The sequence below is a fragment of the Mesorhizobium sp. AD1-1 genome (assembly GCF_020164655.1).
GTDB classification, from domain to species: Bacteria; Pseudomonadota; Alphaproteobacteria; order Rhizobiales; family Rhizobiaceae; genus Mesorhizobium; species Mesorhizobium ciceri.
On sequence record NZ_JAIUGP010000009.1, the window covers coordinates 142,007 to 167,453 of the forward strand.

The following is a 25,447-nucleotide window of genomic DNA, read 5'->3' on the forward strand; positions in this document are numbered from 1 at the left end:
CCATGGCAACCGCAACCCTGACAGCAGGAGCGCCGCCGGCGAGGCCGGCTGTGCCTGACACCATTTCGACGCGGCGCGTCATCGCCTTCCTGGCGATGGTGTTCGGCATGTTCATGGCCATCCTCGACATCCAGATCGTCTCCGCCTCGCTGTCGGAGATCCAGGCCGGCCTGAGCGCCAGCTCCGACGAAATTCCGTGGGTGCAGACCGCCTACCTGATCGCCGAAGTGGTGATGATCCCGCTGTCGGGCTTTCTCAGCCGGATGCTGTCGACGCGCGTGCTGTTCACCATCTCGGCGGCAGGCTTCACCGCGGCCAGTGCGCTGGCGGCGACCGCCACCAACATCGACCAGATGATCGTCTACCGCGCCGTCCAGGGCTTCATCGGCGGCGGCATGATACCGAGCGTCTTTGCCGCTGCCTTCACCATCTTCCCGCCCTCGCGCCGCGCCGTCGTCTCGCCGATGATCGGCCTCGTGGCGACGCTGGCGCCGACCATCGGCCCGACCGTCGGTGGCTATATCAGCCATGCCATGTCATGGCATTGGCTGTTCCTGGTCAATGTCGTGCCCGGCATCCTGGTGACAACGGCGGCCTGGACGCTGATCGACTTCGACAAGCCTAACCTCAAGCTGTTCAGCAAGTTCGATTGGTGGGGCCTCGCCGGCATGGCGGCCTTCCTGGGCTGCATGGAATATGTGCTCGAGGAAGGCCCCAACAATGACTGGCTGCAGGACCAGGGCGTCTTCATCTGCGCCGTCGTCATGACCGTCGGCGCGGTGCTGTTCTTCTGGCGCGTATTCACCGCCGAGGAGCCGATCGTCGACCTGAAGGCCTTCACCAACATCAACTTCGCCTTCGGCTCGCTGTTCTCGTTCGTCATCGGCATCGGTCTCTACGGCCTGACCTATCTCTACCCGGTGTTCCTCGGGCGCATCCGCGGCTACGATTCGATGATGATCGGCGAGGCTTTGTTCGTCAGCGGCCTGGCGATGTTCTTCACCGCGCCGATCTCGGGCATCCTGTCGAACAAGATGGACCCGCGCCTGATGATGATGATCGGCTTCTTCGGCTTCGCCACCGGCACCTGGTGGATGACGCATCTGACCGCCGACTGGGATTTCTATGAGCTGCTCATCCCGCAGATCCTGCGCGGCTGTTCGATGATGCTGTGCATGGTTCCGATCAACAACATCGCGCTCGGCACCTTGCCGCCCGAGCGGCTGAAGAATGCGTCAGGCCTGTTCAATCTCACCCGCAACCTTGGTGGTGCTGTCGGCCTTGCGCTGATCAACACCGTGCTGATCGACCGCAACGCCTTCCACTACGCAAGGCTCTCCGAGCATGTGCAATGGGGCAGTGAAGCCGCGCAGACCAAGCTGCAGAACATGACCCGCAATTTCGAGCAGACCCCCGGCCTCGACGCCACAAGCGCTGCGATCTCCAAGTTGTCTGGCATGGTCCAGCAGCAGGCGGCGCTGTTGTCCTTCATGGACGTGTTCTTCATGCTGACGGTGCTGTTTGCGACGCTTGGCCTGTTCACCATGCTGATCCGCAAGCCGGCCGTACCGGGTGGCGGCGGCGGTGGGGGGCACTGATACGGAGCAATTCCAGGAAAAGTGTAAGGCGGTTTTCCCGGGAAAAGCGCGCAGCGCTTTCCCTTGGAGATTGCGACAAGACAAGGATACGTGGGCAGCGGTTTCGGGAAGCTCCTCCAGTCCACGCCCGAAAAGCTCTGACCGCGTAAAAAACTCCGGGCCGCAAGCCCGGAGTTTTTTGCATTCGAGTCTATGGACTCAGGCCGTGGCCGGTTTGAAGGTCAGCGCGACGCCGTTGATGCAGTGGCGCAGGCCGGTCGGCGCCGGACCGTCGTCGAAGACATGGCCGAGATGGCCGCCGCAGCGGCGGCAATGTGCCTCGGTACGCGTCATGCCGAGCGACCTGTCCACGGTCGTGCCGATCGCCTTTGGAATCTCTTGCCAGAAGCTCGGCCAGCCGGTGCCGGAATCGAATTTCGTCTCCGACGAATAGACCGGCAGGTCGCAGCCGGCACAGGCGAAAATGCCCTTGCGGTGTTCGTTGAGCAGCGGGCTGGTGCCGGGGTACTCCGTGCCTTCCTTGCGCAGCACGTCGAAGGCGGCCGGCGACAGGATGGCTTTCCACTCGGCGTCGGTCTTGACGACCTCGAAGCTCTCGGCCGCTTGTGCTGCCTGCGGATCGCCCATGCGCAGCATCGTTGCCGCGGCCCCGATCACGCCGATGGCGGCGGCACCGCTCAAAAGAAAGTCGCGACGGTTCATGACCAGTTCCTCCTGATGTCCTTTTTGCCAAACTACACCGCCGCGCGGAAATCAAAAGCCGGTGACGGTAGCCCCTCGAACGAACACTCCGCGCCCTCCCACATCCGAATGCAGGCGGGCGCGAAGTGCACGGGCCAATTGCGGATCACGGGAGCGGGATCGTGCAATCGACGGAGGGTCCTTGCCGTCAGTTCGCCGGCAGCAAGCCCCTTGTTACATCTTGGGCAAAAGAACCTTGTCGATGACGTGGATGACGCCATTGGACTGTTCGACATCGGCGATCGTCACATTGGCGACATTGCCGTTCTCGTCGGTGACCGTGACCTTGCCGCCGTCGGCCTTGAGCGACAATTCGCAGCCGCCGACCGTCTTGACCTTGTGGGTGCCGCCGTCAGCCTTGGCCATCGCGGCGACATCTGCTCCCATCGCCTTGGCGCCGATGACATGACAGGTCAGGATCTTGGTGAGCTTGTCCTTGTTTTCGGGCTTGAGCAGCGTCTCGACCGTACCGGCCGGAAGGGCTGCGAAGGCTTCGTTGGTTGGCGCGAACACGGTGAACGGACCGGCGCCCTGCAGCGTCTCGACAAGGCCGGCGGCCTTCACGGCGGCGACCAGCGTGGTGTGATCCTTCGAGTTCACGGCGTTCTCGACGATGTTCTTGTTGGCATACATGGCGGCGCCGCCAACCATCGGGTTTTCGGCGTAGGCGGCGGTGGCAAGGGCCGAAACGGCGATCGTACCGGCGAGCAAAAGGGTGGCGTATCTACGCATGATGTCGAACTCCTCGGGTTTTTCTCTTCCCATTTTTGGGGACGCGAGGAGATACGGAACAAACTCGCCCGAGTTTCAGAAATATTGTGATTTTTGATTTTATCCATGGCGCAGAGGGATTTCCCGAGCCATCGGCCGCCTGCCGACATGCTGTCTATGGGCATGTTCAGCGAAGGATAGACTTATGATAGTCTGTTGTGATTTTTCAGGTGAAGAGCCGGTCAGATGCTCTTCAGGTCGCCAGCGGCGACCACCGGTCCGGTCGGCTGTCCGGTCGGCGAACCGCCCGACGGCTCGAGGCTGACGGCAAGCACCGCGCCCTGGGCAAGTTTCTGATGGGCCGCCGGCGAGACGATAATATGCGCCGTTGCACCTGCCGGAATGACGCCCATCGAGACCGGCGGGTTCTTGCCCTCGATCATCCACAGCTCGAAGTCCTTGCCGGAAGCACGCTCACCGGAGACATGCGACAGGCCGACTTCGTGATGCGCGGCGTCGTAGACGGCAAGATATTTGACGTCGCTGCCTTCGGCGGCCAGCGAAGCGACGAGTCGCGCCTGCGGCTGCTCGACCGGTGGGTTGAGAATGGGCACGGCGATGTAAATCGCCAGTGCCGCAACCGCGGCTGCGGCAAGGCCGCGCCAGAAGGCCAGGCTGGACCACAGGCCGCCGCGCACTTCGGCGGGCCTGCTCACCGCGGCAGCGGTAGCGAACAGGCGGCGGTCGACCGCGGTCTTCACCGAAACCGGCGGCTCGACTTCCCGATAGGCGGCGGCAAGCGGTGAGAGACTGACCTCCCAGTCCTCGACAAGACGGGCGAAAACCGTATCCGCATCGATGCGGCGAGAGACGATCTGGCGTTCGTCGGCATCGAGCACGCCGAGAACGTACTCGGCGGCGAGCAGGTCGTCGCCTCCACGTTCCGGTCCTGTGTCTTCTGCCAGCGTCATCTTTCCAGGCATTCTCTGAGTTTCAACAGGCTGCGGCGCAGCCATGTACGCATCGTGTTCAGCGGCACGCCATGGCGCTCCGCCAGTTCGGCATAGCTCTCGCCCTTGAGATAGGCGCCCCGGACGGCTGCTGCCCGGTCCTTCTCCAGCTCATCGAGACAATGGTGGATACGTTCGGATTCGTCGCCCGCCACCGCCATCGCTTCAGGCCCCGGCGCCGGATCGGCCACGTCGAGCGCGGCATCGATGTCGGCGGCGGGTTTGCGCCGCGCTCTGATGCGATCGATCGCATGATTGCGCGCGATTGCCACCAGCCAGGAGATCGGGCTTAGATCGGAAACAGCAAAACGGTCGGCCTTCGTCCATATCTTGACGAAGACTTCCTGCAGCGCTTCTTCCGCGTCTCCCCGGTCGTTCAATACACGAAGACAGACGCCAAAAAGTTTCGCGCTGGTCTGCCGGTAAAGCAGATCGAACGCGGCCCGATCCTTCATCGAAGTCCGAACGATCAGCTTGGTGATGTCCTGCGGCGTCATTGCAGGCAAATTAGGCGATTGCCATGTATTTGCAACGACGGAAATAACCTTGTGCACGCCTAAGCTTTTGTGTGTCGCCGGCCCGGATCCGTCGGTCGATTGCCAATGGAATTGCCACTGGCTAGCTTGCCTTCATTGATGGGGGAGCGCGCATGTCGGTCGAACGGATCCTTTGGGAAGAAGATGCCACCGGCCTCGCCAATCTGGTCCGCAAGGGCGAGGTTTCGGCCGTCGAACTGACCGACGCCGCGATTGCCCGCGCCGAGGCCACCCGTCCCGACATCAATGCCACGGCCGAACCGCTCTACGATGCCGCCCGCGCCCGCGCCAAGACCGTCGACCCCTCGCTGCCGCTGGCTGGTGTTCCCTTCGCCATCAAGGATCTCGGCATCGCCATCAAGGGCGTGCCGACGCATGGCGGCAGCCGCATTCCGGCATGGCTGGCCGATGTCAATTCGGCGCTGACCGACCGCTATCTCGCTGCCGGACTTATCCCGATCGTCACCTCGACATCGCCGGAGCACGGGCTTCGATTGATGACCGAATCCAGGGCCTTTGGCATCACCCGCAATCCGTGGAACACCGGCCATACCAGCGGCGGCTCTTCGGGCGGTTCGGCAGCACTGGTCGCAGCCGGCGTCGTGCCGGTGGCGCATGCCTCCGATGGCGGCGGCTCGATCCGTGTGCCTGCCGCCTGCACCGGACTTGTCGGCCTGAAGACGTCGCGCGGCCGTATACCGCTGACGCCCCTGGTGAGCGAAAGCTGGTACGGCATGGTCGTCGACCATGCGCTCACCCGTTCGGTGCGCGATTGCGCGCTGCTGCTCGACCTGACCCACGGGCCCGATCCTCTGTCGCCCTATGCCGCGCCGCGGCCGAAAGGCACGTTCGCGGCTGCCGCCGCACGCGATCCCGGCAAGCTCAGTCTGGCCGTGTACCGCAAATCGCCGCTTCGCCTGCCGATCTCGGACGAGACGCTCAAGGCGCTCGACACGGCGGTGGCGCTTGCCCGCGAGGGCGGCCACACGGTCGAGGAGATCGACTTGCCCTTTATCGGCCGCGATTTCTTCGCCGATTTCTGCAGGACGGTTGCCTCCGCCGTCGCTGGCACGATGCGGGCCGAAGCGCTGCGCGTCGGCCGTTCCGTTGCTGGCGACATCGAGCGGGCCACGCGCGTGCTCGCCCGCTTCGGCGAACTGGTGTCGGCCGGCGAGACCTATGCCGACCTGCAGCGGCTGCATGCCGCCTCACGGCGGCTGATCGCAGAGACCGCGCAGTATGACGCCGTGCTGATGCCGATCATTGCCCACCCGCCGCTTGCCTGCGGCGCAATGGATCCGAAAGGCGCCGACGACCTCATCGAGAACCTGCTCGACAAGCTTCACCTGACGCCCTTGCTGAAGCTGAAGCCGTTCTTCGGCCAGTTGATGGACAAGAGCCTCTGGTTCACCCATTGGCCGGCGATCCAGAATGTCAGCGGCCAGCCATCGATCGCCCTGCCGGTCCATGTCACCGACGCCGGCCTGCCGATCGGCGTCCAGGCTGCCGGCCGTCCGGGCGACGAGGAGACGCTTTTGTCGCTCGCCGCGCAGATGGAGAAGATCTCGGGTTGGCTGGGTCGCAGGGCGCCGCTGATGGTGCCGACACGATGACGAGGTCGTGAAGCGCTCGAATATGACAGCAAAGCCATTTGCGGGCGGCGCCAATTCCCGCTAAGACGCCGCCGTCCTTACCGATCTCCAGGGAAAAAAGCCGATGACGGAAATAACCGCCACCGCCGAAATGCAGGCAGCCCTGTTGTCGCGGGCGCTGCCCTACATGCAGCGCTACGAGCACAAGACGGTCGTGGTGAAATATGGCGGCCATGCCATGGGCGACATCGAGCTCGGCAAGGCCTTCGCGCGCGACATCGCGCTGCTCAAGCAATCCGGCGTCAACCCGATCGTCGTCCACGGCGGCGGCCCGCAGATCGGCGCCATGCTGGCCAAGATGGGCATCGAATCCAAGTTCGAAGGCGGCCTGCGCGTCACCGACCAGAAGACGGTCGAGATCGTCGAAATGGTGCTGGCCGGTTCGATCAACAAGGAGATCGTCGCGCTGATCAACGCCGAGGGCGAATGGGCGATCGGCCTGTGCGGCAAGGACGGCAACATGGTGTTCGCCGAAAAGGCCCGCAAGACCATGATCGATCCGGACTCCAACATCGAGCGCGTGCTCGATCTCGGCTTCGTCGGCGAGCCGGTCGAGGTCGACCGTACCTTGCTCGATCTTCTGGCACGCTCCGAAATGATCCCGGTGCTGGCGCCGGTGGCGCCGGGACGCGATGGCCACACCTACAACATCAACGCCGACACCTTCGCCGGCGCCATTGCCGGCGCCTGCCAGGCGACGCGCCTGCTGTTCCTCACCGACGTGCCGGGTGTGCTCGACAAGAACAAGAAGCTGATCGACGAACTGACCGTGGCCGAGGCCAAGGCGCTGATCAAGGACGGCACGGTCTCGGGCGGCATGATCCCCAAGGTCGAGACCTGCATCGAAGCGATCGAGCGCGGCGTCGAAGGCGTCGTCATCCTCAACGGCAAGACCCCGCATGCGGTGCTGCTGGAACTGTTCACCGAACATGGCGCCGGCACGCTGATCGTGCCCTGAGGGGTTCGTCAGCCGGCTAACTTTCTCGCCTCGGAATCTTCAATATTGTCGATGGTGGGAATGGCGGGCTTTCTGGCCGGGCGTCGAACGGACATCGATTCCTCCTCGGCGTCCTGCGGCGCGCCCCAGAATTCGGCCAGCGTCGGGCCGTCTTTCACCCTGATGTCGCGGACCAGAAAGCCCCAGACCTCGCGGAACCACACGCGGCGGCCCATCTGTGTGTACCAGCGCATCGAATGGCGCTGCTCGGGATCCTTGTGGAACAGGATGCGGGCCAGCGCCTTCGGCCGTGATTGCACCGCCAGCTCGATCAGCTTGACGCTGAAGAACAGCATCCACGGCCTCAGCCGCGTCATCTGCAGCACCTGGTGTTTGTAGTCCCACAGGCGCGCATCCTGCTGGATCACCTTGCGATCCCGCGCGATGCGGAAGAACGGCGTCCAGCGATGCGGCGTCACATAAAGCGCCTGGATCTGGTCGGGGTCGTAGGCGATGAGTTGGCGAAAGCCGCGCCACAGGTCGCGAAACCCTTCGTCCTCGAAGCCGGACACCCAGGTCGCCATAGACAGGATGCCGCTGAGACGCAGCAGCCTTATCGCCTCGCGATCGGATGAGGTGCTGCCGCCCTTGCGGATCAACTGAAGCGTCTGCTCGTCGGTGTTTTCCATGCAGAGCAGCCAGCGGATGACACCGGCCTTGCGGTAGAGATGCAGGATGTCGGCATCGCGCACGATGTCGTCGGCACGGGTCGAACCGACGATCAGCACCGGCACGTTCTCGGCGATCAGGGCATTGAGGAAGGCCCGCCAGGCTTTCTTCGAGACCGTCGGATTCTCGTCGGCGAGATTGATGAGCTCGACACCATGTTGGCGATGCAGCCATGCGATCTCCCTGGCGAATTTCACCGGATCGCGATGCCGCCAGCGGGTCCAGAAGCCACGCTGGCCGCAATAGTTGCACAGATGCGGACAGCCACGCGAAAACTGCATGACCACGGCCCGCTTGCCGCCCCAGTAGCTGTAACTGGTATGGTCGATCAGTTCCCAGCCGACGCGGTAGGCGTCGAGGTCGGCAATGGTCATCGCCGCCTGTGTGGCGAAGGGGCGGCTGAGATCGTCGCGATAGGCGATGCCGGCCACGCTCGCCGGCGGCTGGCGCATTTCCAGCCCTTCGACCAGCGCCACCACGGTCGCTTCGCCCTCGCCGCGCACGATGAAGTCGAAGGCATCGGTAGCGGCCAGGATGTCGCGCCAATGATAGGTCGGGAAAACGCCGCCATAGATGATGATGGTCGCCGGCTCGCGCTCCTTGATCATGCGCGCGATCGCCAAGGCGGTCGGATGCGCCGAGGTCGAGCCGGAATGGCCGATCAGGACGAAGTCGGGGTGGTCCTCCAGTGCGCTGCGCACGACGTCATCGAGTGGCATCGGCCCGAACTCGGCGTCGACGAGGCGCACCTGATGGCCGGCATCGATCAGCGGCCCGCCGATCGCCAGCAGGCCGAGCGGCGGCAGGTGATCGTCGGGCACGCGGCTGCCGATGGCGGTGTGCGGCGGATTGATCAGGACGATTTTCATGGCGGACCTCCTGGGCAGTTGGTCCGCACAAGCTGGCCGGCGATGTGGACACGCGCTTGGCCCGTTTCAGCAGTTTGCGTGCAGCTTTTCCTCAAGGAGTGCGAAGGGCAGGCATTGTCATCGCCTGAGATGCCCGAGCGGCACATGGCCCGGGCCCTTGATGTTCTGCAGCACCAACTGCGTGTGGACGTCGCGCACGCCGTCGAGCCGCATCAGCCGGTGCATGACGAAAGCGTTGAGCTCGTCGACCGACGGCACCATGACATGCAGTAGAAAGTCATGGTCGCCGGTCATCGTCCAGCACGAGGAAACCTCGTCCATGCGCTGCACGGCGGCGATGAAGCTTTCGGGCGAGCCGTCGCTGTGGCTGACGAGGCGCACCTGGATGAACACCTCGACCATCAGCCCGACAGCGCGGCGGCTGATCACGGCGGCAAATCCCTTGATGATGCCGGCCTCCTGCAGCGCCTCGAAGCGCCGCGCGCATGGTGTCGTCGACAGGCCGATCTCTTGCGCCAGCTCGGAAACCGGTTTGCGCCCGTCGCGCTGCAGGATATCGAGCATCTTGATCTCGAAATCATCGAATCGAGGCATTTTCACTCCTTCCTGGGAATTTCTGAGTGAATATTATCCCGATTTCCGAATTCGAACCATCATCAAAACCGATTCGCCTCCGCAAATCCGCTTAACGTTCAGCACGTCAGCGATTTGCTTTGCGAGGAGAAAAACCATGACGACGATGAGCGTTGCCGAATATGCCCGCGACTGCGCGGCGCAAGGATTGCGCGGCGACTACTCGGTCTGCCGTGCCGATTTCACCGTGTCGCAGGGTTACGATTACAGCGATGAAGAGCAGGCGGTGTGGCGCACGCTGTGCGACCGCCAGACCAGACTGACGCGCAAGCTCGCCCACCATTCCTACCTCGACGGCGTCGAAAAACTCGGCCTGCTCGACCGTATTCCCGACTTCGACGAGGTCAGCGCCAAGCTGCGCAAACTGACCGGTTGGCAGATCGTCGCGGTGCCGGGGCTCATTCCCGCGGCCCCGTTTTTCGACCATCTCGCCGATCGCCGCTTCCCGGTCACCAACTGGCTGCGGACCAGGCAGGAGCTCGACTACATCGTCGAGCCCGACATGTTCCATGATTTCTTCGGCCATGTGCCGGCGCTGTCGCAACCGGTGTTCGCCGATTTCATGCAGATGTATGGCGAGAAGGCCGGCGACATCATCGCGCTGGGTGGCGACGAGATGATTTCCCGGCTCTACTGGTACACGGCCGAATATGGCCTGATGCAGGAGGCCGGCCAGCCGCTGAAGGCCTTTGGCGCCGGCCTTATGTCGTCGTTTACCGAGCTGCAGTTCGCGGTCGAAGGCAAGGACGCCCACCACGTGCCCTTCGACCTGGAAACGGTGATGCGCACCGGCTACGAGATCGACAAGTTCCAGCGCGCCTATTTCGTGCTGCCGTCCTTCGATGCCTTGCGCGATGCCTTCCAGACCGCCGATTTCGCGGCAATCGTCGCCCGGCGCAAGGACCAGCCGGCGCTCGACCCGGCGACGCTCTAGAGCAATTCCAGGAAAAGTGTGAAACGGTTTTCCGTCCGGAATTGCGTCAAACAAAGAGTTAGAGCGGATCGCCGTTCCGTGAAACGGTGAACTGCCCTAGGCAGCATGCTGCCCTGCAGCCGTCAGGCGGTGACCACCTTGCTGAGATGGTCGCCCAGCCGGCAGGCCAGCGCGGTGATCGTCGTCGTCGGGTTGCATTGACCCGACGTGCAGAACACCGAGGAGCCGCCGACATAGAGATTGTCCATGCCGTGCACCTTGCAGTTGGCGTCGACCACGCTCTTGCTGATGTCGGTGCCCATGCGCGTGCCGCCCATATGGTGATGGCCCGCCGTCTCGTCGTTGGTCGGATAGTCCTGACCATTGCTGATCCAGTCGGCAATGCGCACGCGGCCGAGATTCTTCTCGATCAGCGTTGCGCCGAACAGTCTGAGCCCTTCGAGAAGGGTGCGATGTTCCAGTTCGGATTTCTTCCAGTGCAGTTCGATGCGCGGCACGCCGGCATGGTCGACATCGGTCTTCGACAACTCGATCTGGTTGGAGGCCAGCGGGGCCTGTTCCCAGGCGACGTAGAGCTGGGCCGCGCAGCGCAGTCTCTGACTGAGCTGGTAGGACATCCATTCCGCCATGCTGGGCGCCGTGCAGGCGAGGTCGGCGATAAGGCTCTTGACGCCGGGATACGGCGTCTCGATCAGCCGGATGCCGAAGTTCATGATCTGCAGCCGCTCCATGGCGGCGAGTGTCGGCGAGAAGAAGGCCTCGTTGACGGCGTCGACCTCGAACGCGTTATAGTCGGCCAGGATGGCGTTGCCACCCTCGAAGGTCGGATGCTCCATCCAGTAGCGGCCAAGCGCAGTTGCATTCGGCACGACGCCGCCGTTCGAGCGCTGGTTGGACCACAGAAGCAGCCGCGAATTCTCCAGCCCACCGGTGCAGACGATGAAATAGTCAGCGCTGAAGGAGCCGGCATCCTGCCCGTTTGACCACAGCCTGGCGCCAGTCACGCGTCTGCCGTCGCCGGCAAGTTCGGTGGCACAAGTGTTGAGCACCACCGCGATGTTCGTGGCCTTGTCGAGTTCATCGCCGAACTTTTCGGCGAAGCGCACGGCCGGGCTCTTGATCAGCTGCACCCAGCGAATATCGTCCGAGATCGGCATATCGGGCCGGAGGGCCGGAAGGTCGAGAATATCGCGCACTTCCGGCAGATAGGGTTCGATGTCGGTGCGGGCGATCGGCCAGCCCGTATCGGGTACCCAGGCCTTCGGCTCGAAATCCTGCTTGTCGAGCACGCGGCACCAGCCTGCCCAGTGGTTGGAACTGCCCCCCATGAACCGCAGCCGGGTGATGTCGAGATCGAAATAGAAATCCCCGACCGTGCTGCCCCGGTAAAAGTCCTGCGAGTCGTCGCTGAATTCGCGCGGACCGGCCTCCATCACCACCACCGGAATGCCGGCCGCGCCAAGCTTGCGGGCAATGGTCATGCCGGCCGGACCGGAGCCGAGGATGCAGACCTTCGGGGTGAAGTTCGCAGCGCGATACGCCTCGTAGCTGTCGAAGATCATGCCAGGTCGCTCCGCTTCAGGATCCAGCCACCGACCTCGACGATCTCGTTCGGGTCGGGCTTTGGACCGGCGGCATCGGCATCAGGCAGCTTGCGGAACAAAGACAGGGCAGGCAATGCGATCAACGCCTGCACGAGCGCGCGGCGTGACATTTTCTTGATGATGAAACTCATGGCTGGTCTCTCGGCTGGGCTTCGGCACTGCATGGCGTTCCCAGAACGGCAATTCCCGGAACGACACATGCATCACCGTGGAAGCCAGTATCGTGCCAAGTCTGGCCGCAAAGCAGTGAAAACCCGGCTAAGCGGTACAACCGAGTGCAAACAAGGTTAGAGTTTTCTTAACAGGCCGGTTGCGGCAGATCGGATCACGCCGCCTCGGAAATGCCGGTGTCGATGATCGTCAGGTTACGGCCCTGGTGCTTGGCCTGGTAGAGGCGTCGGTCGGCGGCGCGCATCAACTCCGACACGCTGGCTTCCTCGCCGCAGACAGTACCGCCGATGCTGACCGTGAGCGGAATGGTCCGCTCGTCGACGGGCCGGAAGCGGATCAGCTCGACTTCGCGGCGAATGCGCTCGGCGACGCGCTTGGCCTCCTGCTCGGTGGCGCCAACCAGAAAGGCGCCAAATTCCTCGCCGCCGATGCGGCCGAGCACATCGCCGCTGCGCACGCCGCGCTGAATCGCGCTGGCGATCAAAAGCAGCGCGTCATCGCCGGTCAGGTGGCCGAAATTGTCGTTGATGGTCTTGAAGTGGTCGGCATCGATGATCAGCAGCGCGCCGCGATCGGACTTGCGGCGCGAACCGTCGAGCGCGGCAAAGAAGCTTTCCCGGTTGAGCATGCCGGTCATGTCGTCGCGGCTCGCCTTTTCCGCCAGGCGGCGATGCGCGGCGGCGAGCTGGGCATGGGCTCGGGCGAGATCGCGATGCGCGTTTTTCAGCCTGTCGCTTTGCCAGAAAGTGCTTGCGCTGGCGGCCCACGCCAGCACCAGCGGACAGAGCGTGGAGGTCAGCCAGATCGTCCGGTTGACCGGAAATCCCATGGCCGGAACGATGATCAGGGTCAGCAGGAGAGAGGCCGCGACTGAGGCGAAAGCAACGGCGGCGGATCTCAGAATTATGCTGTTCATCGCTTGCTCCCACAAGACTGCCTCTCTGCCAGCAAGCCCTGAAGGCCACCTTTCCCAGATGCCTAAAATTTGAATCGTGAGACGATTTACGCAACCTCAACGAGCAGAAGTTGTGGATAAAGTCGCTTTCGGAATGCGCGTTTCATGCCATAAGGAGTCCATGACCACGCTCCCTGACCCCGCCCGCTTCGCCCATGTCACCGACTGGGTCTTCGATCTCGACAACACGCTCTATCCGCACCATTCGAATCTGTTCTCGCAGATCGACGTCAAGATGACCGCCTATGTCGGCGAACTGTTGGCATTGCCGCGCGACGATGCGCGCAAGTTGCAGAAGGAGCTCTACCGCGAATATGGCACGACGCTGAACGGCCTGATGACACGCCACGGCATCGACCCCGACGATTTCCTCGAGAAGGTCCACGACATCGACTATTCATGGCTGGTGCCCGATCCCGTTCTCGGCACCGCCATCCGCCAGCTTCCCGGCCGCAAGTTCATCTTCACCAATGGCGACCGCAGGCACGCCGAGCGCACCGCGCGCCAGCTCGGCATCCTCGACCATTTCGACGACATCTTCGACATCGTCGCTGCGGGGCTCAATCCCAAGCCGGCGCGCCAGACCTACGAGAAGTTCGCCGAACTCCACGCCGTCACCGGCCACAATGCGGTGATGTTCGAGGATCTTGCCCGTAACCTTTCGGTGCCGAAGTCGCTCGGCATGACCACGGTGCTGATCGTGCCGCGCAATTTCGAGCCGACCTTTTCCGAGATATGGGAGCGCGACCCGGCCAATGAGGATGATGTCGATTTCGTCACCGACGATCTGGCGGGGTTTCTGACGGCGATTGTGGAGAGGGGGGAGGGGAAATGAAGAAATGATGAAATGACGAATTGGGCATCGATCCGAACGCAGAGCCGCAATCCCTTCATTCTTCAATTCTTCAATTCTTCAATTCCCCGATCCCCAGCCCTACTCTCCTAACTTATAGAACCGGCTGATAATCCCCCACGCCTCATCCGCGGTGTCGACGAAGTCGATGATGTCCTGATCACCGGGGCTGATCGTGCCCTGCTCGGCGAGGAAATCGAGATCGATCGCCCGCTTCCAGAAGGATTTGCCGAACAGGATCACCGGCACGCGCTCCATGCGCCCTGTCTGGATCAGGGTCAGCGTCTCGAAGAATTCGTCCATCGTGCCGAAGCCGCCCGGAAACACCGCGACCGCCTTGGCGCGCATGACGAAATGCATCTTGCGGATAGCGAAATAATGGAAGTTGAAGCAGAGCTCCGGCGTCACATAGATGTTCGGCGCCTGCTCGTGCGGCAAGACGATGTTGAGGCCTATCGACGGCGCGCCGACATCGTCGGCGCCGCGGTTTCCCGCTTCCATCACGCCAGGCCCGCCGCCGGTCACCACGACATATTCGCGGTAATAGGAGGTAGCCGATTGCTGCGAGCAGAGGCGGGCGAATTTGCGCGCTTCTTCGTAGTATTTGCTGTTCTCTTCGAGGTTCTTCTTCTGCGTCTCGTTCTTGGCCGCCCAGGCCTCGCCGCCGGGTTCCGGCAGGCGCGCGCCGCCGAACAGGATCACCGTCGAGCGGATGCCGCGTTCGGCTAGGATCATTTCCGGTTTCAGGAGTTCGAGTTGCAGCCTGACCGCGCGCAACTCGCGGCGCGTCATGAAGTCGGGATCGTTCCAGGCGAGCCGGTAGGTTTCGGCACGCGTCTGCGGCGTGTCAGGCACGCTCTTCGACCGCTCCAGATCCTCGTCCGAATGCGGCAGCGGCGTCCACCCCGCCTTTTCCATAGGAGTCATAACTACCCGTCCAATTCCCTTAACTGCGCCGTCCCGTGACGCACACGCGATTGACCCCCATTAAGCCTTAACATAGGGTCCGCGCGACTTTCAAAACAGGTTAAGGCTCAGCCCCTTAACAGCTTGGTAATGGAGCGAATTCATGTCGAAGCCCGATCTGGCGAGCCTCGAAAAGAGCATCGAGAAGGCCTTCGAGGAACGCGATGCGATTTCGACTGCGACGCGCGGCGAAACGCGCGATGCCATCCAGTCGGCGCTTGACCTGCTCGACCGCGGCGCCGTCCGCGTCGCCGAGCGGCAGGCCGACGGCAAGTGGCATGTCAACCAGTGGCTGAAGAAGGCCGTGCTTTTGTCCTTCCGGCTCAACCCGATGGAGATCATCAAGGGTGGTCCCGGCGAAGCGACGTGGTGGGACAAGGTGCCGTCGAAGTTCGATGGCTGGGGCGCTGTCGATTTCGAAAAGGAGGGCTTTCGCGCCGTGCCGGGGTCGATCGTGCGTCGCTCGGCCTATATCGCGCCGGGCGCCGTGCTGATGCCGTCCTTCGTCAATGTCGGCGCCTATGTCGATACAGGCACCATGATCGACACCTGGGTCGGGGTAGGCTCCTGTGCCCAGATCGGCAAGAACGTGCATCTTTCCGGCGGCGTCGGCATCGGCGGCGTGCTGGAGCCGATGCAGGCAGGTCCGACCATCATCGAGGACAATTGCTTCATCGGCGCGCGCTCGGAAGTGGTCGAGGGCTGCATCGTGCGCGAAGGCTCGGTGCTCGGCATGGGCGTCTTCATCGGCCAGTCGACCAAGATCGTCGACCGCGCCACCGGCGAGATTTTCTACGGCGAAGTGCCGCCGAATTCCGTCGTCGTCGCCGGAGCGATGCCGGGCAAGCCCTTTCCGAACGGCGAGCCGGGTCCGAGCCTCTACTGCGCCGTCATCGTCAAGCGCGTCGACGCCAAAACCAGGTCCAAGACCTCGATCAACGAATTGCTGCGCGATTGATCTTTGCGCAAAGCGGGCGCACCTTCCGCCGGCGCGACAATCGGTCGCGCGGGTTCATCATCGAGGGGTGACATGGACTGGAAGTATCTGCTCACAAGTTTTGACGGTCGCATCAACCGTGGCAAGTTCTGGGCCGCGATTGGCGTTTTCATCGTCATTGGCATCGTTGCCTTTATTCTCGATGCGATCCTCGGTACACGCATCACCACGGCCAGTGGCGCCCAGATCGGCATCATCGGCATTCTCATCGCTCTGGCCTCGATCTATTTCGCACTCGCAGTCTACGCCAAGCGCTGGCATGATCGCGGCAAGTCGGGCTGGTGGAGCCTGATCATGCTGGTGCCATTGATCGGCCCGATCTGGTTTCTGGTGGAATGCGGCATTCTCGAAGGCGCCAGGGGCGCCAATCAATATGGACCGGACCCGCTTGCCTGACAGATCAGATCTCACCTGGCTTTTCTTCAAAACCTCGGGCCGCGTCAGTCGCGCGGCCTATTTTCTTGGCGGGTTGCTCGTCGCCATCATCCAGGCCTTCCCGCTCTACCGCTTCACGCTGGTGCCGGAAGGTTCGGCCGAGAGCAACATGTGGTCGTTCATCTTCTTCGTCGCCTTCATCGCCTCGCTGTGGTCGAACATTGCCCTGGCGGTCAAGCGGCTGCACGATTTGGACAAGCCGGGCATTGCGGCGCTGATCCTGTTCGTGCCGGTGGTCTCGATCGTGGCCTTCCTTGTGTTGTGCCTGTTTCCGGGGCAGCCTGGACCCAACCGCTACGGCCGGCGCACCAACGAGCCAGCACAACCCTGAGGTTCGATCGGACATGCGCTACCGTACGCTTGATCCGAAACTGATCATCGAGACCGCAGAACGGCTGGAGACGCGCGTTGCGGAGCGTTTCCCCGATGCCGGCCTGCGCGGCGTTGCCGCCGAACTGGTCTCTCTGTCGCGCGACCTGGCACAGGGCGCCAAGGCCCTGGAAGCGCCGATCTGGTGGCTGCGCGGCCTCATCGTCGCCGCTGTCGTTGCCGGCGCACTGATGTTCATCTTCGTCGGAACCGTATTGCCATTCGACCGCATTTCCAAACCGGGTGATGCCGTCCAGTCTGTGCAAGGCATCGAAGCTTCGCTCAACATGTTCATCCTCGCCATTGTCGGATTTCTCGCCTTGATCCGCTCCGAGGAGCGCATCAAGCGCAAGCAGGTCTTTCGCCAGCTGCATGGCCTGCGCTCGCTGATCCACGTCATCGACATGCACCAGCTGACCAAGGATCCGGCGGCGCTGTCGGCCGATTTCAAGCCAACGTCGCATTCGCCCGCCCGCATCACCAATGCCGCCGACCTGGCGCGTTACCTCGACTATTGCTCCGAAATGCTGTCGATCACCGGCAAGATCGCCGCATTGTTCGCGCAGTCGGTCAATGACGACGTGGTCATCGACGGCGTCAACGACATCGAGAACCTGGCGTCCAACCTGTCGCGGAAAATCTGGCAGAAGATCACGTTGATCGACGGCCGGCCGGTGCAACAATCTGCTCCGGCGCCAGGCCCGGCGAGCCAAGCCGCTCCGCTTCCGCCGCGCGCACCAAGGCGATGATCCGCTGAACCGTCGGCACGGGCGTGCCGGCCTTCCCCGCCAGCCGCAAGATGGCACCTTGCAAATCGTCGATCTCCGTCGGCCGGCCGCGCTGAAGATCGTCCCACATCGACGAGCGCGCCTGCGGGTCGATCGCCAGCATGCGCCGCGCCAAGAGCTTGAACAGCCAGTCCGGCAGCCTGAGCACTTTCGGCAGCAGCGCCGGCCGCAGGCCGGCGATCCGCGCCGGCTCGATGCCGGACGCTTTCAGTGCCGTCAGCGCCTCGTCGATCTGGCCGGCCAGGATCAGCCGCCAGCGTCGGTCGGCCAGTTCGGTTGCCAGCGGCAGGCCGGAAAGCGCCACCAGCGCGTTGTTCAGATTCATCAGCAGCTTGCCCCACAGCACCGCCTTCATGTCGCCATGCGCTTCAACCGCAAACCCTTCGACGCCAAGCAGGCCGACCAGGCCGGCATCGCCATCCTCGACCATCACCTTGCCGTCGCTGGCGCGGTGCACGCGCAGCGGCAGCTCGCCGTCCGGCGACTGCACCACATTGAACGGCACCATGCCGGCCAGCACCGTTCGCCGGCCAAGCCCGGCACGCAGCCTGTCGGCATTGTCGACACCGTTCTGCAGGCTGATCACCACGGCGTCGGGCCGGGCATGAGCTTTGATAAGATCCGCCATGTCCTGAGTGGCGCCGCTCTTGACCGTGACCAGGATCACGTCCGCCTGCGGCAGGGTGGCGGCCGGAGCGGTGGTGACGGCAAGCGCCTCCGGCTTGATCGAGCGATCGCGGCCCTGGAGGTCGCTGACCCGCAATCCGCCCTGCCGCAACGCTGCCTCGATGCGCGGCCGGGCCAGCAGAATGACCTTTCGGCTGGCCAGCGCCAGGCAGCCGCCGGCATAGCAGCCGATGCTGCCGGCACCGGCTATGACGATCCGTTTGTCCTTGTCTGCCATCCTGTCGCCCGCGCCGGGTCGCAACTATACGACATGAAAACCATAATATCGGCGGTATCGCCAGCCATGAGGCTGGCCCCTATGTCTGGCCGTGACAGGCCCTGCGCTTTCGACTATCGCTTTTGCCATGACGCTGCCGACCGATCCTGCCGAAAACCTCGCCGCCCTTATCCGTTGCGCTTCGGTGACGCCCGCTGAGGGCGGTGCGCTGACCGCGCTGGAGACGATGCTCAAACCGCTCGGCTTCCTGGTCGATCGGCCGGTGTTTTCGGAAGACGGCACGCCCGACATCGAAAACCTCTATGCAAGGCGTTCCGGCAATGGCCCGCATCTGATGTTCGCCGGCCACACCGACGTGGTGCCGGTCGGCGACGAAGCCGCCTGGACGCATCCGCCCTTCGCCGCCGAGATCGCCAATGGCGAGATGTATGGCCGCGGCGCCGTCGACATGAAGGGCGGCATCGCCTGTTTCATCGCCGCCGTGGCGCGCCATGTCGAGGCCAATGGCGGTCCGAAAGGCTCGGTCTCGCTGCTGATCACCGGCGACGAGGAAGGCCCCGCGATCAACGGCACGGTCAAGCTGCTCGAATGGGCGGCTTCCAGGGGCGAGAAATGGGATGCCTCTGTCGTCGGCGAGCCGACCAACCCGGATGCGCTGGGCGACATGATCAAGATCGGCCGCCGCGGCTCGATGTCCGGCGCCGTCACCGTCAATGGCCGCCAGGGCCATGTCGCCTATCCCTTGCTTGCCGACAATCCGGTGCGCGGGCTGATGAGCCTGGTCGATGCCTTGCTGCATCCGGTTTTCGACAAGGGAACCAGGGATTTCCAGCCGACCAATCTGGAGATCACCTCCATCGATGTGGGCAACCCGGCCACCAATGTCATCCCGGCCAAAGCGACCGCGACCTTCAACATCCGCTTCAACGACACCTGGACGGACGAGACCCTGCAGGCCGAAATCCACAACCGGCTCGACCAGGCGGCCAGGCGCAAGAAGTACCGGCAGGGCAAGAAGACGCCGGTCGACTACGAGCTCGTCTGGCGCGACCGGCCGAGCCATGTCTTCCTGACCCGTGACGACAGGTTGATCGAAACGCTGCGCGGCTCGATCAAGTCGGCGGTCGGCAAGGAGCCGACGCTGTCGACCTCCGGTGGAACCTCCGATGCGCGTTTCATCAAGGACTATTGCCCGGTGGTCGAGTTCGGGCTGGTCGGCAAGACCATGCACATGGTCGACGAGCGCGTCGCCATTGCCGACCTCGAGACGCTGACGCAAATCTACCAGCGCTTCATAGAAGACTGGTTCGGACAGGGCTGAACAGCATGCTTTCGGCGGACGAAACCCAAGCTTCGCTGACGGGCGCCTGGCGATTGATGCTCGGCAGAGCCGACGGCCTGCGCCTGCTCGACCTGTCGGCCGACGGCTTCTGGAATTCCTTCTTCGCCATTGTCGTTGCAGCACCGGCGCTGATCGTCGGCTGGGTCGGCATCGCCAACGAAATCGGCGATCCCGACGCCTTCGCGGGGCGCTTCAGCATGCTGGTGCGCCTGGCGACGGTCGACATCGGCTCCTGGGTGCTGCCGCTGGTTGCGCTCGCTTTCATCGCGCCGCGCGCCGGCATAGGCGGCCGCTTCGTCCACTACGTCGTTGCCAGCAACTGGGCTTCGGCCATCACCGCCTGGCTGATGCTGCCTTCGGCGCTGATCCGGCTTTTCCTGTCGTCCGCAAGCCAGGTTTCGAGCCTTGTGTCGCTGTTCCTCTTTGCCCTTTCTATGGTGCTGACCTGGCGCATGACAAATGCCACGATGGGCAGGGGCGCAGCGGTCGGCACGGCCGTTTTCGTCGGCATGTTCATTGCGTCGCTGCTGGTGCTGTTCGGCCTGCAGACGTTGCTCGGCATCACCGTCCCGGACGATGTCGGAGTTCAGAGCCTTTCCGGGCTCGTCTCGACCGGATAATCGACACCGGTGAGAAACAGCCCGTCGGGCGGCGCCACCTGGCCGCAGGCGGCGCGGTCGCGCGCCTCGAGCGATGTTTTCAGGTCGGCCGCGCTCCAGCCGCCGTCGCCGACACGCTTGAGCGAGCCGACCATCGAACGCACCTGGTTGTGCAGGAACGAGCGCGCCGAAGCCCTGACCTCGATCATGTCGCCTTGTCGGCTCACATCGAGCCGTTCCAGCGTCCTGATCGGGCTGTTGGCCTGGCACTGGGTCGAGCGGAAGGTGGTAAAGTCATGCCGTCCGAGCAGGACCTTTGCCGCTTCGTGCATGGCGCCGGCGTCGAGCCGCTTCGGCACCCACCACACCTTGCCCTTGTCGAGCGCGGCCGGCGCGCGGCGGTTCAGGATGCGGTAGAGATAGTGGCGGCCAATGGCCGAGAAGCGGGCGTCGAAACTGTCGGAGACCACCGTCGCTTTCAGGATGGCGATGCGCGCCCCGGCCGCCTGCAGATGGGCGTTGACGGCATCGCGCACCTTGTCGCTCGGCCACGCCTTGACGAGGTCGACATGCGCCACCTGCGCAGTCGCATGCACGCCGGCATCGGTGCGGCCGGCGGCGCGCAGCCTGATCGCTTCGCCGCAGAATTTTTCGATCGCCTGTTCGATCGCCTGCTGCACCGAAGGCTGATCCGCCTGGTGCTGCCAGCCGGCAAACAGGCTGCCGTCATATTCGATGTCGAGGCGAAAACGCGGCATTTGCGGCTAGAGCTCTCGCCTCGAGCAATTCCAGGAAAAGTGTGAAACGGTTTTCCGTTCGGAATTGCGTTAAAACAAAGAGGAGAACAGTTCGCCGTTTCCGTGAAAACGGCTGACTGTTCTACGCGGCGAGAGCGGTGAAGGCGGAGGCGTAGACCAGCCTGCCTGCTTCTGGCGCGTCACCCCAGGCCAGCGCCTGCAGCGCTTCGCCCTGGTATTCGCTTTCGAAGTTCTCGGCACGCGTGTGGCTATAGCCGAAACGCCCGTAATAGGTGGGGTCGCCCAGCACCACGGCCAGCGTCTCACCACCATCCTTGAGGCGGATATGCGCCTCGCGGATCAGCGCGCCGCCAATGCCGCTGCCATGGAACGAGGGCTCCACCGCCAGCGGCGCCAGCGCTACGGCCGCGAAGGTCTTGCCGCCATTCTGGACGAACAGCCGCGAAAACAGGATATGGCCGACCACCTGGCCGTCCTCTTCCGCAACCAGCTCGGCAACCGCGTCGCCGCCGGTCACCAGCGCGTCGACCAGACCGGCCTCCGCCTGCTGGCCGAAAGCGTGTTCCTCGACGAGGCGGATGGCCTCGCGATCCCGCGGCGTTGCCGCGCGTATCGACATCATGCTCATGAGAATTTCAGTCCTTTTTCGATCTTGGCCCCGCGCAGGAATTCCGACGCGGCAGCGGGCTTTCCGCCCGCCCGTTGAACTTCGACCAGCCTGATCGCGCCTGCCCCGCAGGCGACCGTCAGCCGGTCATCGAGAATTCCTCCCGACTCGCCCAAATCTTCCGAAGGCGACAGGCCTTGCGACAGCGTCGAGCGAAGCAGTTTCAGCCGCTCCTGGCGGCCGCCAATTCCTATCTCCGACCAGGCGCCTGGAAAGGGCGACAGGCCACGAATATGATTGTGGACCTCACTTGCCGAGCGAGTCCAGTCCACGCGAGTCTCGGATTTATCGATTTTCTTGGCGTAGGTCACCCCATCCACAGCTTGTGTGGTGAATGTCAGGGTGTTCCCTTCCAACCGCGCCAGCGCTTCCACCATCAAGGCAGCACCGACACTCATCAACCGATCATGCAGATCGCCGGCTGTCATATCGGGTTCGATGGCGCACTTTTCAACCAGCCCGACCGGACCGGTGTCCAGGCCCTCTTCCATGCGCATCACCATCATGCCGCTTTCCAGGTCACCGGCCATGATGGCGCGCTGGATGGGGGCGGCGCCGCGCCAGCGCGGCAGAAGCGACGCATGGCCGTTGACGCAGCCGAGCCGGGTTGCCTCTAGAACCGCCTTCGGCAGCAGCAAGCCATAGGCGACGACCACCGCCACATCGGCCTGCAAGGCGCGAAAAGCGGCCTGTTCGGCCTCGCCTTTGAGCGAAACCGGCGTCCGCACCTCGATGCCCAGTCGCTCCGCCTCGCGCTGCACCGGCGACAGCGTCAGCTCCAGCCCGCGTCGTCCGGCAGCGCGCGGCGGCTGGGTATAGACGACTGATATCTCATGGCCAGCCTCGGCGATCGCGCGCAAGGTCGGCACCGAAAACTCCGGCGTACCCATGAAGATGACGCGAAGGGGCATTTTTTCTTCTGGTATCCTGTCTTCTTGCTCGCGCAGTGTGCCGGCTCAGGCATCCGCTTCAAACGGGTTTACGAGCTTCAGGTCAAGGCCGTCGAAGTCGCGGGACGACCGTCGCGCTATCTTTCCGCTTCGATCTTCTCCATGATTTCCGCGTATTCATCGCCAATTGCGCTTTCAGATACGAAAGCCGAGCGAATTGCAGCCCACGCCGAGAGGCTCGACTCCTCTCGGGCCGGCCTCTCCGCAACTATGCCTTTGCGCAGAAGGCCGATGGCCTTGTCCGAGACGCTCTGGCCGACCTCGCGCGCCGCCAGTTCGATCTCGCGCTTCAAAGGCTCAGGAATGTCCCTGATCAGCATGTCGACCGTCGGCATCTCCATTTGGTGGCAATCCTGCCGACAATAGGCCTGGAGGGGACTCCCGTACCTTATCCCGCGAGCTTGCCCGGCGCCTTGTCCCTGGCGAGCTTCTTGAATTTCTTTACCACCATGTCGCGCTTCAGCTTCGAGATGTGATCGATGAACAGGACGCCATTGAGGTGGTCGATCTCGTGTTGCAGGCAGGTCGCCATCAACCCCTCGGCCTCTATCTCCTGCAATTTGCCGTCGCGGTCGAGATATTTGACCCGCACGGCGGCGGGGCGTTCGACCTCGGCGTAATAATCCGGGATCGACAGGCAGCCTTCCTCATAGACGGAGCGCGCGTCGGCGCTCTCCAGGATTTCCGGATTGATGAAGACATGCGGCGCCGGCGTCTCGTCTTCCTTGGCGAGATCGATCACCAGCAAGCGCAGCGGCTCGCCGATCTGGATTGCCGCCAGCCCGATGCCCGGCGCATCATACATGGTCGCCAGCATGTCGTCGGCTAATTTGCGCAAAGGCGCGTCGACACGCTCTACGGGCTTGGAAACCTGGCGCAGGATGGGGTCGGGAAGGATGATGAGCGGCTTGATCGGCATGGCGTTCCACCTAAGACCTCCAGCGAAACGCGTCAACCGGTTGGCATCAGGCGCGTTCACGTTTTGATCTGTGCTATCGCGGCGAATCGTCTATGCTGTCCACATGAATGATTTGAGCACCATCCTTTCGGAGCCTGTCGCCCGGCTTGGCGCCACAACGATCACGCTCGGCCATGCGCTGGCCTTCGGCGTTTTGCTGTTTCTGGCCCTGTTCGTGGCGCTGGTCATTGCGTTGTGGCGGTCGGCCAAGGCGCGCGCCGTGGCGGCCGCGGAAGCCGCCGATCATGCCCGCGATGCGGAAGTGCGGATGGCCGGCATTCTGCAAAGCCAGGCCGAAATGCAGGGCCGCATGGGCGCCATTGCGGAAGTGTTCGGCGCACGGCAGGCGGAGCTGACGCAATCGATCGGCCAGCGCCTCGACGCCATGACCGGCCGGCTCGGTCAGACCATGACCGAGCAGACCAAATCCACGCATGAGAGCCTGGCCAAATTGCAGGAACGGCTGGCGATCATCGACGTCGCGCAAGGCAACATCCAGTCGCTCGCCGGCCAGGTCGTGCAATTGCAGGCGATCCTCTCGAACAAGCAGACGCGCGGCGCGTTCGGCCAGTCGCGCATGGAGGCGATCGTTGCCGACGGCCTGCCGCACGGTGCCTATGAGTTCCAGGCGACGCTGTCGAACGGCAGCCGGCCCGACTGCCTGGTGAAGATGCCGAACGGCGCGCCGTCGCTGGCCATCGATGCAAAATTTCCGCTGGAAGCCTGGAACGCCATCCGCGCCGCCGATGGCGCCGATCTGCAGAAGGCAGCTTCGCAGGCCTTCCGCCGCGACATCGAGATCCATGTCCGCGATATCTCGGAAAAATACCTGATCCAGGGCGAGACGCAGGACACTGCCTTCATGTTCGTGCCGTCGGAATCGGTGTTCGCCGAGATCCACGAGAATTTCGAGGCGATCGTGCACAAGGCGCACCGTGCGCGCGTCGTCATCGTCTCGCCGTCGCTGCTGATGCTGTCGATCCAGGTCATCCAGGCGATCCTCAAGGATGCCCGCATGCGCGAACAGGCGCACCTGATCCAGGGCGAGGTCATCCGGCTGATGGAGGATGTTGCGCGTGTCGATGAGCGGGTGCGCAAGCTGCAGGTGCATTTCGGCCAGTCGGCCAAGGACATCGACGACATACTGGTTTCGACGTCGAAGGTCACCAAGCGCGGCCAGAAGATCGAGGCGCTGGAATTCGGCGCGCAGCCCGACGGCGATGCCGCCGTAGACGCCGCGTCACGGGGTCCCGCCGCCAAGGTCGATACCGGCGCGCGCGTTGCCGATTCGAAAACCGGGCAGCTCAGGCTGAGGGTCGTCGAAGGCGACGATTGAGGCGCGGTGCCGGACCGGCGCTACTGCTCCTCCAACGTGGTCATGCCCTGAAATTCAGGCAGCCAGTGCAGCGCCGAGCGGTGCCATTTCTGCTGTGTCGGGATCAAATCCTGGCGCTGCCGCGCGGTCCCCACGCGAATTCCATAGACCTTCGGACCATCTCCGACAGACGTGGCGTAAAGATGCGAACCGCAGTCGGCGCAAAAGGCCTGGGTGCGCTTGGCGCCGCTCGCCACGATCTTGATGTAGATTTTCGGCGTGCCCTTGGTGATGCGATAGTTGCTTTCCGGCGCCGGAACCGTAAGGCGAAAAGCCGTGCCGGTCAGTTGCTGGCAATCCGTGCAGTGGCAGATCGTGGTCTTTTCCGGATCGACCTCCGCCTCGTAGGTGATGGCGCCACAATGACAGCCGCCGTCTATTCTCATCTTCGTTCCTCCAAAGCCCC

General features: G+C 63.3%; 29 protein-coding genes. 12 read left to right on the forward strand and 17 right to left on the reverse strand.

Features of this window, described 5'->3' with window-relative positions; translation table 11 throughout:
- Window positions 1–2: 2 nt before the first annotated feature.
- Window positions 3–1,598: a DHA2 family efflux MFS transporter permease subunit gene (locus LB519_RS18340; protein WP_013528494.1), complete on the forward strand. Its 1,596-nt coding sequence runs from the start codon at window positions 3–5 to the stop codon at window positions 1,596–1,598.
- 198 nt (window positions 1,599–1,796) lie between these two features.
- On the opposite strand, the gene msrB is transcribed toward LB519_RS18340, so the two are convergent.
- The 4 genes from msrB to LB519_RS18360 all read right to left on the reverse strand — a co-directional run bounded on the left by msrB (window position 1,797) and on the right by LB519_RS18360 (window position 4,557).
- Window positions 1,797–2,300 (reverse strand): peptide-methionine (R)-S-oxide reductase MsrB, encoded by a 504-nt coding sequence (gene msrB, locus LB519_RS18345; RefSeq protein ID WP_013528493.1) that lies wholly within the window; start codon window positions 2,298–2,300, stop codon window positions 1,797–1,799.
- 213 nt (window positions 2,301–2,513) lie between these two features.
- Window positions 2,514–3,071: a fasciclin domain-containing protein gene (locus tag LB519_RS18350; protein WP_013528492.1), complete on the reverse strand. Its 558-nt coding sequence runs from the start codon at window positions 3,069–3,071 to the stop codon at window positions 2,514–2,516.
- A gap of 221 nt (window positions 3,072–3,292) precedes the next feature.
- Complete coding sequence (locus LB519_RS18355) at window positions 3,293–4,021, reverse strand: anti-sigma factor domain-containing protein (protein WP_224620816.1); 729 nt, start codon at window positions 4,019–4,021, stop codon at window positions 3,293–3,295.
- Window positions 4,018–4,557: a sigma-70 family RNA polymerase sigma factor gene (locus tag LB519_RS18360; RefSeq protein ID WP_013528490.1), complete on the reverse strand. Its 540-nt coding sequence runs from the start codon at window positions 4,555–4,557 to the stop codon at window positions 4,018–4,020. The genes LB519_RS18355 and LB519_RS18360 overlap by 4 nt, the downstream gene beginning before the upstream one ends.
- Window positions 4,558–4,709: 152 nt before the next feature.
- Here LB519_RS18360 and LB519_RS18365 point away from each other — a divergent pair, with 152 nt between their 5' ends.
- Window positions 4,710–6,209, forward strand: coding sequence for an amidase (locus LB519_RS18365; protein ID WP_063169720.1), 1,500 nt, complete (start codon window positions 4,710–4,712; stop codon window positions 6,207–6,209).
- A gap of 103 nt (window positions 6,210–6,312) precedes the next feature.
- Window positions 6,313–7,206, forward strand: a complete 894-nt coding sequence (argB, locus tag LB519_RS18370; RefSeq protein WP_013528489.1) for an acetylglutamate kinase — start codon at window positions 6,313–6,315, stop codon at window positions 7,204–7,206.
- An 8-nt stretch (window positions 7,207–7,214) separates the two neighbouring features.
- Here the strand turns inward: argB and bchE are convergent, their stop codons facing one another.
- Together bchE and LB519_RS18380 are read right to left on the reverse strand one after the other, a co-directional pair.
- Window positions 7,215–8,783, reverse strand: a complete 1,569-nt coding sequence (bchE, locus tag LB519_RS18375) for a magnesium-protoporphyrin IX monomethyl ester anaerobic oxidative cyclase (RefSeq protein ID WP_224620817.1) — start codon at window positions 8,781–8,783, stop codon at window positions 7,215–7,217.
- Window positions 8,784–8,900: 117 nt separating this feature from the next.
- Window positions 8,901–9,377: an Lrp/AsnC family transcriptional regulator gene (locus LB519_RS18380; RefSeq protein ID WP_224620818.1), complete on the reverse strand. Its 477-nt coding sequence runs from the start codon at window positions 9,375–9,377 to the stop codon at window positions 8,901–8,903.
- Between the two features lie 136 nt (window positions 9,378–9,513).
- Here LB519_RS18380 and phhA point away from each other — a divergent pair, with 136 nt between their 5' ends.
- On the forward strand, window positions 9,514–10,350 hold the full coding sequence (phhA, locus tag LB519_RS18385; RefSeq protein ID WP_224620819.1) for a phenylalanine 4-monooxygenase: 837 nt from the start codon (window positions 9,514–9,516) through the stop codon (window positions 10,348–10,350).
- 122 nt (window positions 10,351–10,472) lie between these two features.
- Here the strand turns inward: phhA and LB519_RS18390 are convergent, their stop codons facing one another.
- The 3 genes from LB519_RS18390 to LB519_RS18400 form a co-directional block, all read right to left on the reverse strand.
- On the reverse strand, window positions 10,473–11,912 hold the full coding sequence (locus LB519_RS18390; protein WP_127384771.1) for a GMC oxidoreductase: 1,440 nt from the start codon (window positions 11,910–11,912) through the stop codon (window positions 10,473–10,475).
- A complete protein-coding gene (locus tag LB519_RS18395; RefSeq protein ID WP_013528484.1) occupies window positions 11,909–12,085 on the reverse strand; it encodes a hypothetical protein in 177 nt (58 codons plus the stop codon). Before LB519_RS18395 ends, LB519_RS18390 begins: the two co-directional genes overlap by 4 nt.
- A gap of 194 nt (window positions 12,086–12,279) precedes the next feature.
- Window positions 12,280–13,041 carry a GGDEF domain-containing protein gene (locus LB519_RS18400; protein ID WP_013528483.1) on the reverse strand — a complete coding sequence of 254 codons (762 nt, stop codon included), beginning with the start codon at window positions 13,039–13,041 and terminating at the stop codon, window positions 12,280–12,282.
- 160 nt (window positions 13,042–13,201) lie between these two features.
- Between LB519_RS18400 and LB519_RS18405 the strand changes: the two genes are divergently transcribed.
- Window positions 13,202–13,915 (forward strand): pyrimidine 5'-nucleotidase, encoded by a 714-nt coding sequence (locus LB519_RS18405; RefSeq protein ID WP_013528482.1) that lies wholly within the window; start codon window positions 13,202–13,204, stop codon window positions 13,913–13,915.
- Between the two features lie 99 nt (window positions 13,916–14,014).
- Here LB519_RS18405 and LB519_RS18410 read toward each other — a convergent pair whose 3' ends face one another.
- The gene (locus tag LB519_RS18410; RefSeq protein WP_013528481.1) at window positions 14,015–14,860 is read right to left on the reverse strand and encodes an LOG family protein; all 846 of its coding nucleotides are present in this window, start codon (window positions 14,858–14,860) and stop codon (window positions 14,015–14,017) included.
- 142 nt (window positions 14,861–15,002) lie between these two features.
- On the opposite strand from LB519_RS18410, the gene dapD reads away from it, so the two are divergent.
- The 4 genes from dapD (at window position 15,003) to LB519_RS18430 (ending at window position 17,449) form a co-directional block, all read left to right on the forward strand.
- Window positions 15,003–15,857 carry a 2,3,4,5-tetrahydropyridine-2,6-dicarboxylate N-succinyltransferase gene (dapD, locus tag LB519_RS18415; protein WP_024502087.1) on the forward strand — a complete coding sequence of 285 codons (855 nt, stop codon included), beginning with the start codon at window positions 15,003–15,005 and terminating at the stop codon, window positions 15,855–15,857.
- 72 nt (window positions 15,858–15,929) lie between these two features.
- Entirely contained in the window at window positions 15,930–16,292 is a 363-nt protein-coding gene (locus LB519_RS18420; RefSeq protein ID WP_013528479.1) for a DUF805 domain-containing protein, read from the forward strand.
- On the forward strand, window positions 16,285–16,662 hold the full coding sequence (locus LB519_RS18425) for a DUF805 domain-containing protein (RefSeq protein WP_024502086.1): 378 nt from the start codon (window positions 16,285–16,287) through the stop codon (window positions 16,660–16,662). Before LB519_RS18420 ends, LB519_RS18425 begins: the two co-directional genes overlap by 8 nt.
- Window positions 16,663–16,675: 13 nt before the next feature.
- Window positions 16,676–17,449: a hypothetical protein gene (locus LB519_RS18430; RefSeq protein WP_063169724.1), complete on the forward strand. Its 774-nt coding sequence runs from the start codon at window positions 16,676–16,678 to the stop codon at window positions 17,447–17,449.
- Here the strand turns inward: LB519_RS18430 and LB519_RS18435 are convergent.
- Complete coding sequence (locus tag LB519_RS18435) at window positions 17,352–18,392, reverse strand: 2-dehydropantoate 2-reductase (RefSeq protein ID WP_224620821.1); 1,041 nt, start codon at window positions 18,390–18,392, stop codon at window positions 17,352–17,354. The two genes, LB519_RS18430 and LB519_RS18435, sit on opposite strands and share 98 nt — an antisense overlap.
- A 127-nt stretch (window positions 18,393–18,519) precedes the next feature.
- Here LB519_RS18435 and dapE point away from each other — a divergent pair, with 127 nt between their 5' ends.
- The gene (dapE, locus tag LB519_RS18440) at window positions 18,520–19,713 is read left to right on the forward strand and encodes a succinyl-diaminopimelate desuccinylase (RefSeq protein ID WP_013528475.1); all 1,194 of its coding nucleotides are present in this window, start codon (window positions 18,520–18,522) and stop codon (window positions 19,711–19,713) included.
- 5 nt (window positions 19,714–19,718) lie between these two features.
- On the forward strand, window positions 19,719–20,354 hold the full coding sequence (locus tag LB519_RS18445) for a hypothetical protein (RefSeq protein ID WP_013528474.1): 636 nt from the start codon (window positions 19,719–19,721) through the stop codon (window positions 20,352–20,354).
- Here the strand turns inward: LB519_RS18445 and truA are convergent.
- From truA to def, 5 genes are all read right to left on the reverse strand, one after another.
- Window positions 20,321–21,091: a tRNA pseudouridine(38-40) synthase TruA gene (gene truA, locus LB519_RS18450; protein ID WP_224620822.1), complete on the reverse strand. Its 771-nt coding sequence runs from the start codon at window positions 21,089–21,091 to the stop codon at window positions 20,321–20,323. The two genes, LB519_RS18445 and truA, sit on opposite strands and share 34 nt — an antisense overlap.
- A gap of 121 nt (window positions 21,092–21,212) precedes the next feature.
- Complete coding sequence (locus tag LB519_RS18455; protein WP_013528472.1) at window positions 21,213–21,719, reverse strand: GNAT family N-acetyltransferase; 507 nt, start codon at window positions 21,717–21,719, stop codon at window positions 21,213–21,215.
- Window positions 21,716–22,669 (reverse strand): methionyl-tRNA formyltransferase, encoded by a 954-nt coding sequence (gene fmt / locus LB519_RS18460; RefSeq protein WP_224620824.1) that lies wholly within the window; start codon window positions 22,667–22,669, stop codon window positions 21,716–21,718. Before fmt ends, LB519_RS18455 begins: the two co-directional genes overlap by 4 nt.
- 116 nt (window positions 22,670–22,785) lie before the next feature.
- Window positions 22,786–23,049, reverse strand: coding sequence for a hypothetical protein (locus LB519_RS18465; protein WP_013528470.1), 264 nt, complete (start codon window positions 23,047–23,049; stop codon window positions 22,786–22,788).
- A 47-nt stretch (window positions 23,050–23,096) separates the two neighbouring features.
- On the reverse strand, window positions 23,097–23,627 hold the full coding sequence (gene def / locus LB519_RS18470; protein WP_064992801.1) for a peptide deformylase: 531 nt from the start codon (window positions 23,625–23,627) through the stop codon (window positions 23,097–23,099).
- 103 nt (window positions 23,628–23,730) lie between these two features.
- Between def and LB519_RS18475 the strand changes: the two genes are divergently transcribed.
- Window positions 23,731–25,002: a DNA recombination protein RmuC gene (locus LB519_RS18475; RefSeq protein WP_013528468.1), complete on the forward strand. Its 1,272-nt coding sequence runs from the start codon at window positions 23,731–23,733 to the stop codon at window positions 25,000–25,002.
- Window positions 25,003–25,022: 20 nt separating this feature from the next.
- Here LB519_RS18475 and LB519_RS18480 read toward each other — a convergent pair whose 3' ends face one another.
- The gene (locus LB519_RS18480) at window positions 25,023–25,427 is read right to left on the reverse strand and encodes a GFA family protein (protein ID WP_013528467.1); all 405 of its coding nucleotides are present in this window, start codon (window positions 25,425–25,427) and stop codon (window positions 25,023–25,025) included.
- Between the last annotated feature and the right edge of the window lie 20 nt (window positions 25,428–25,447).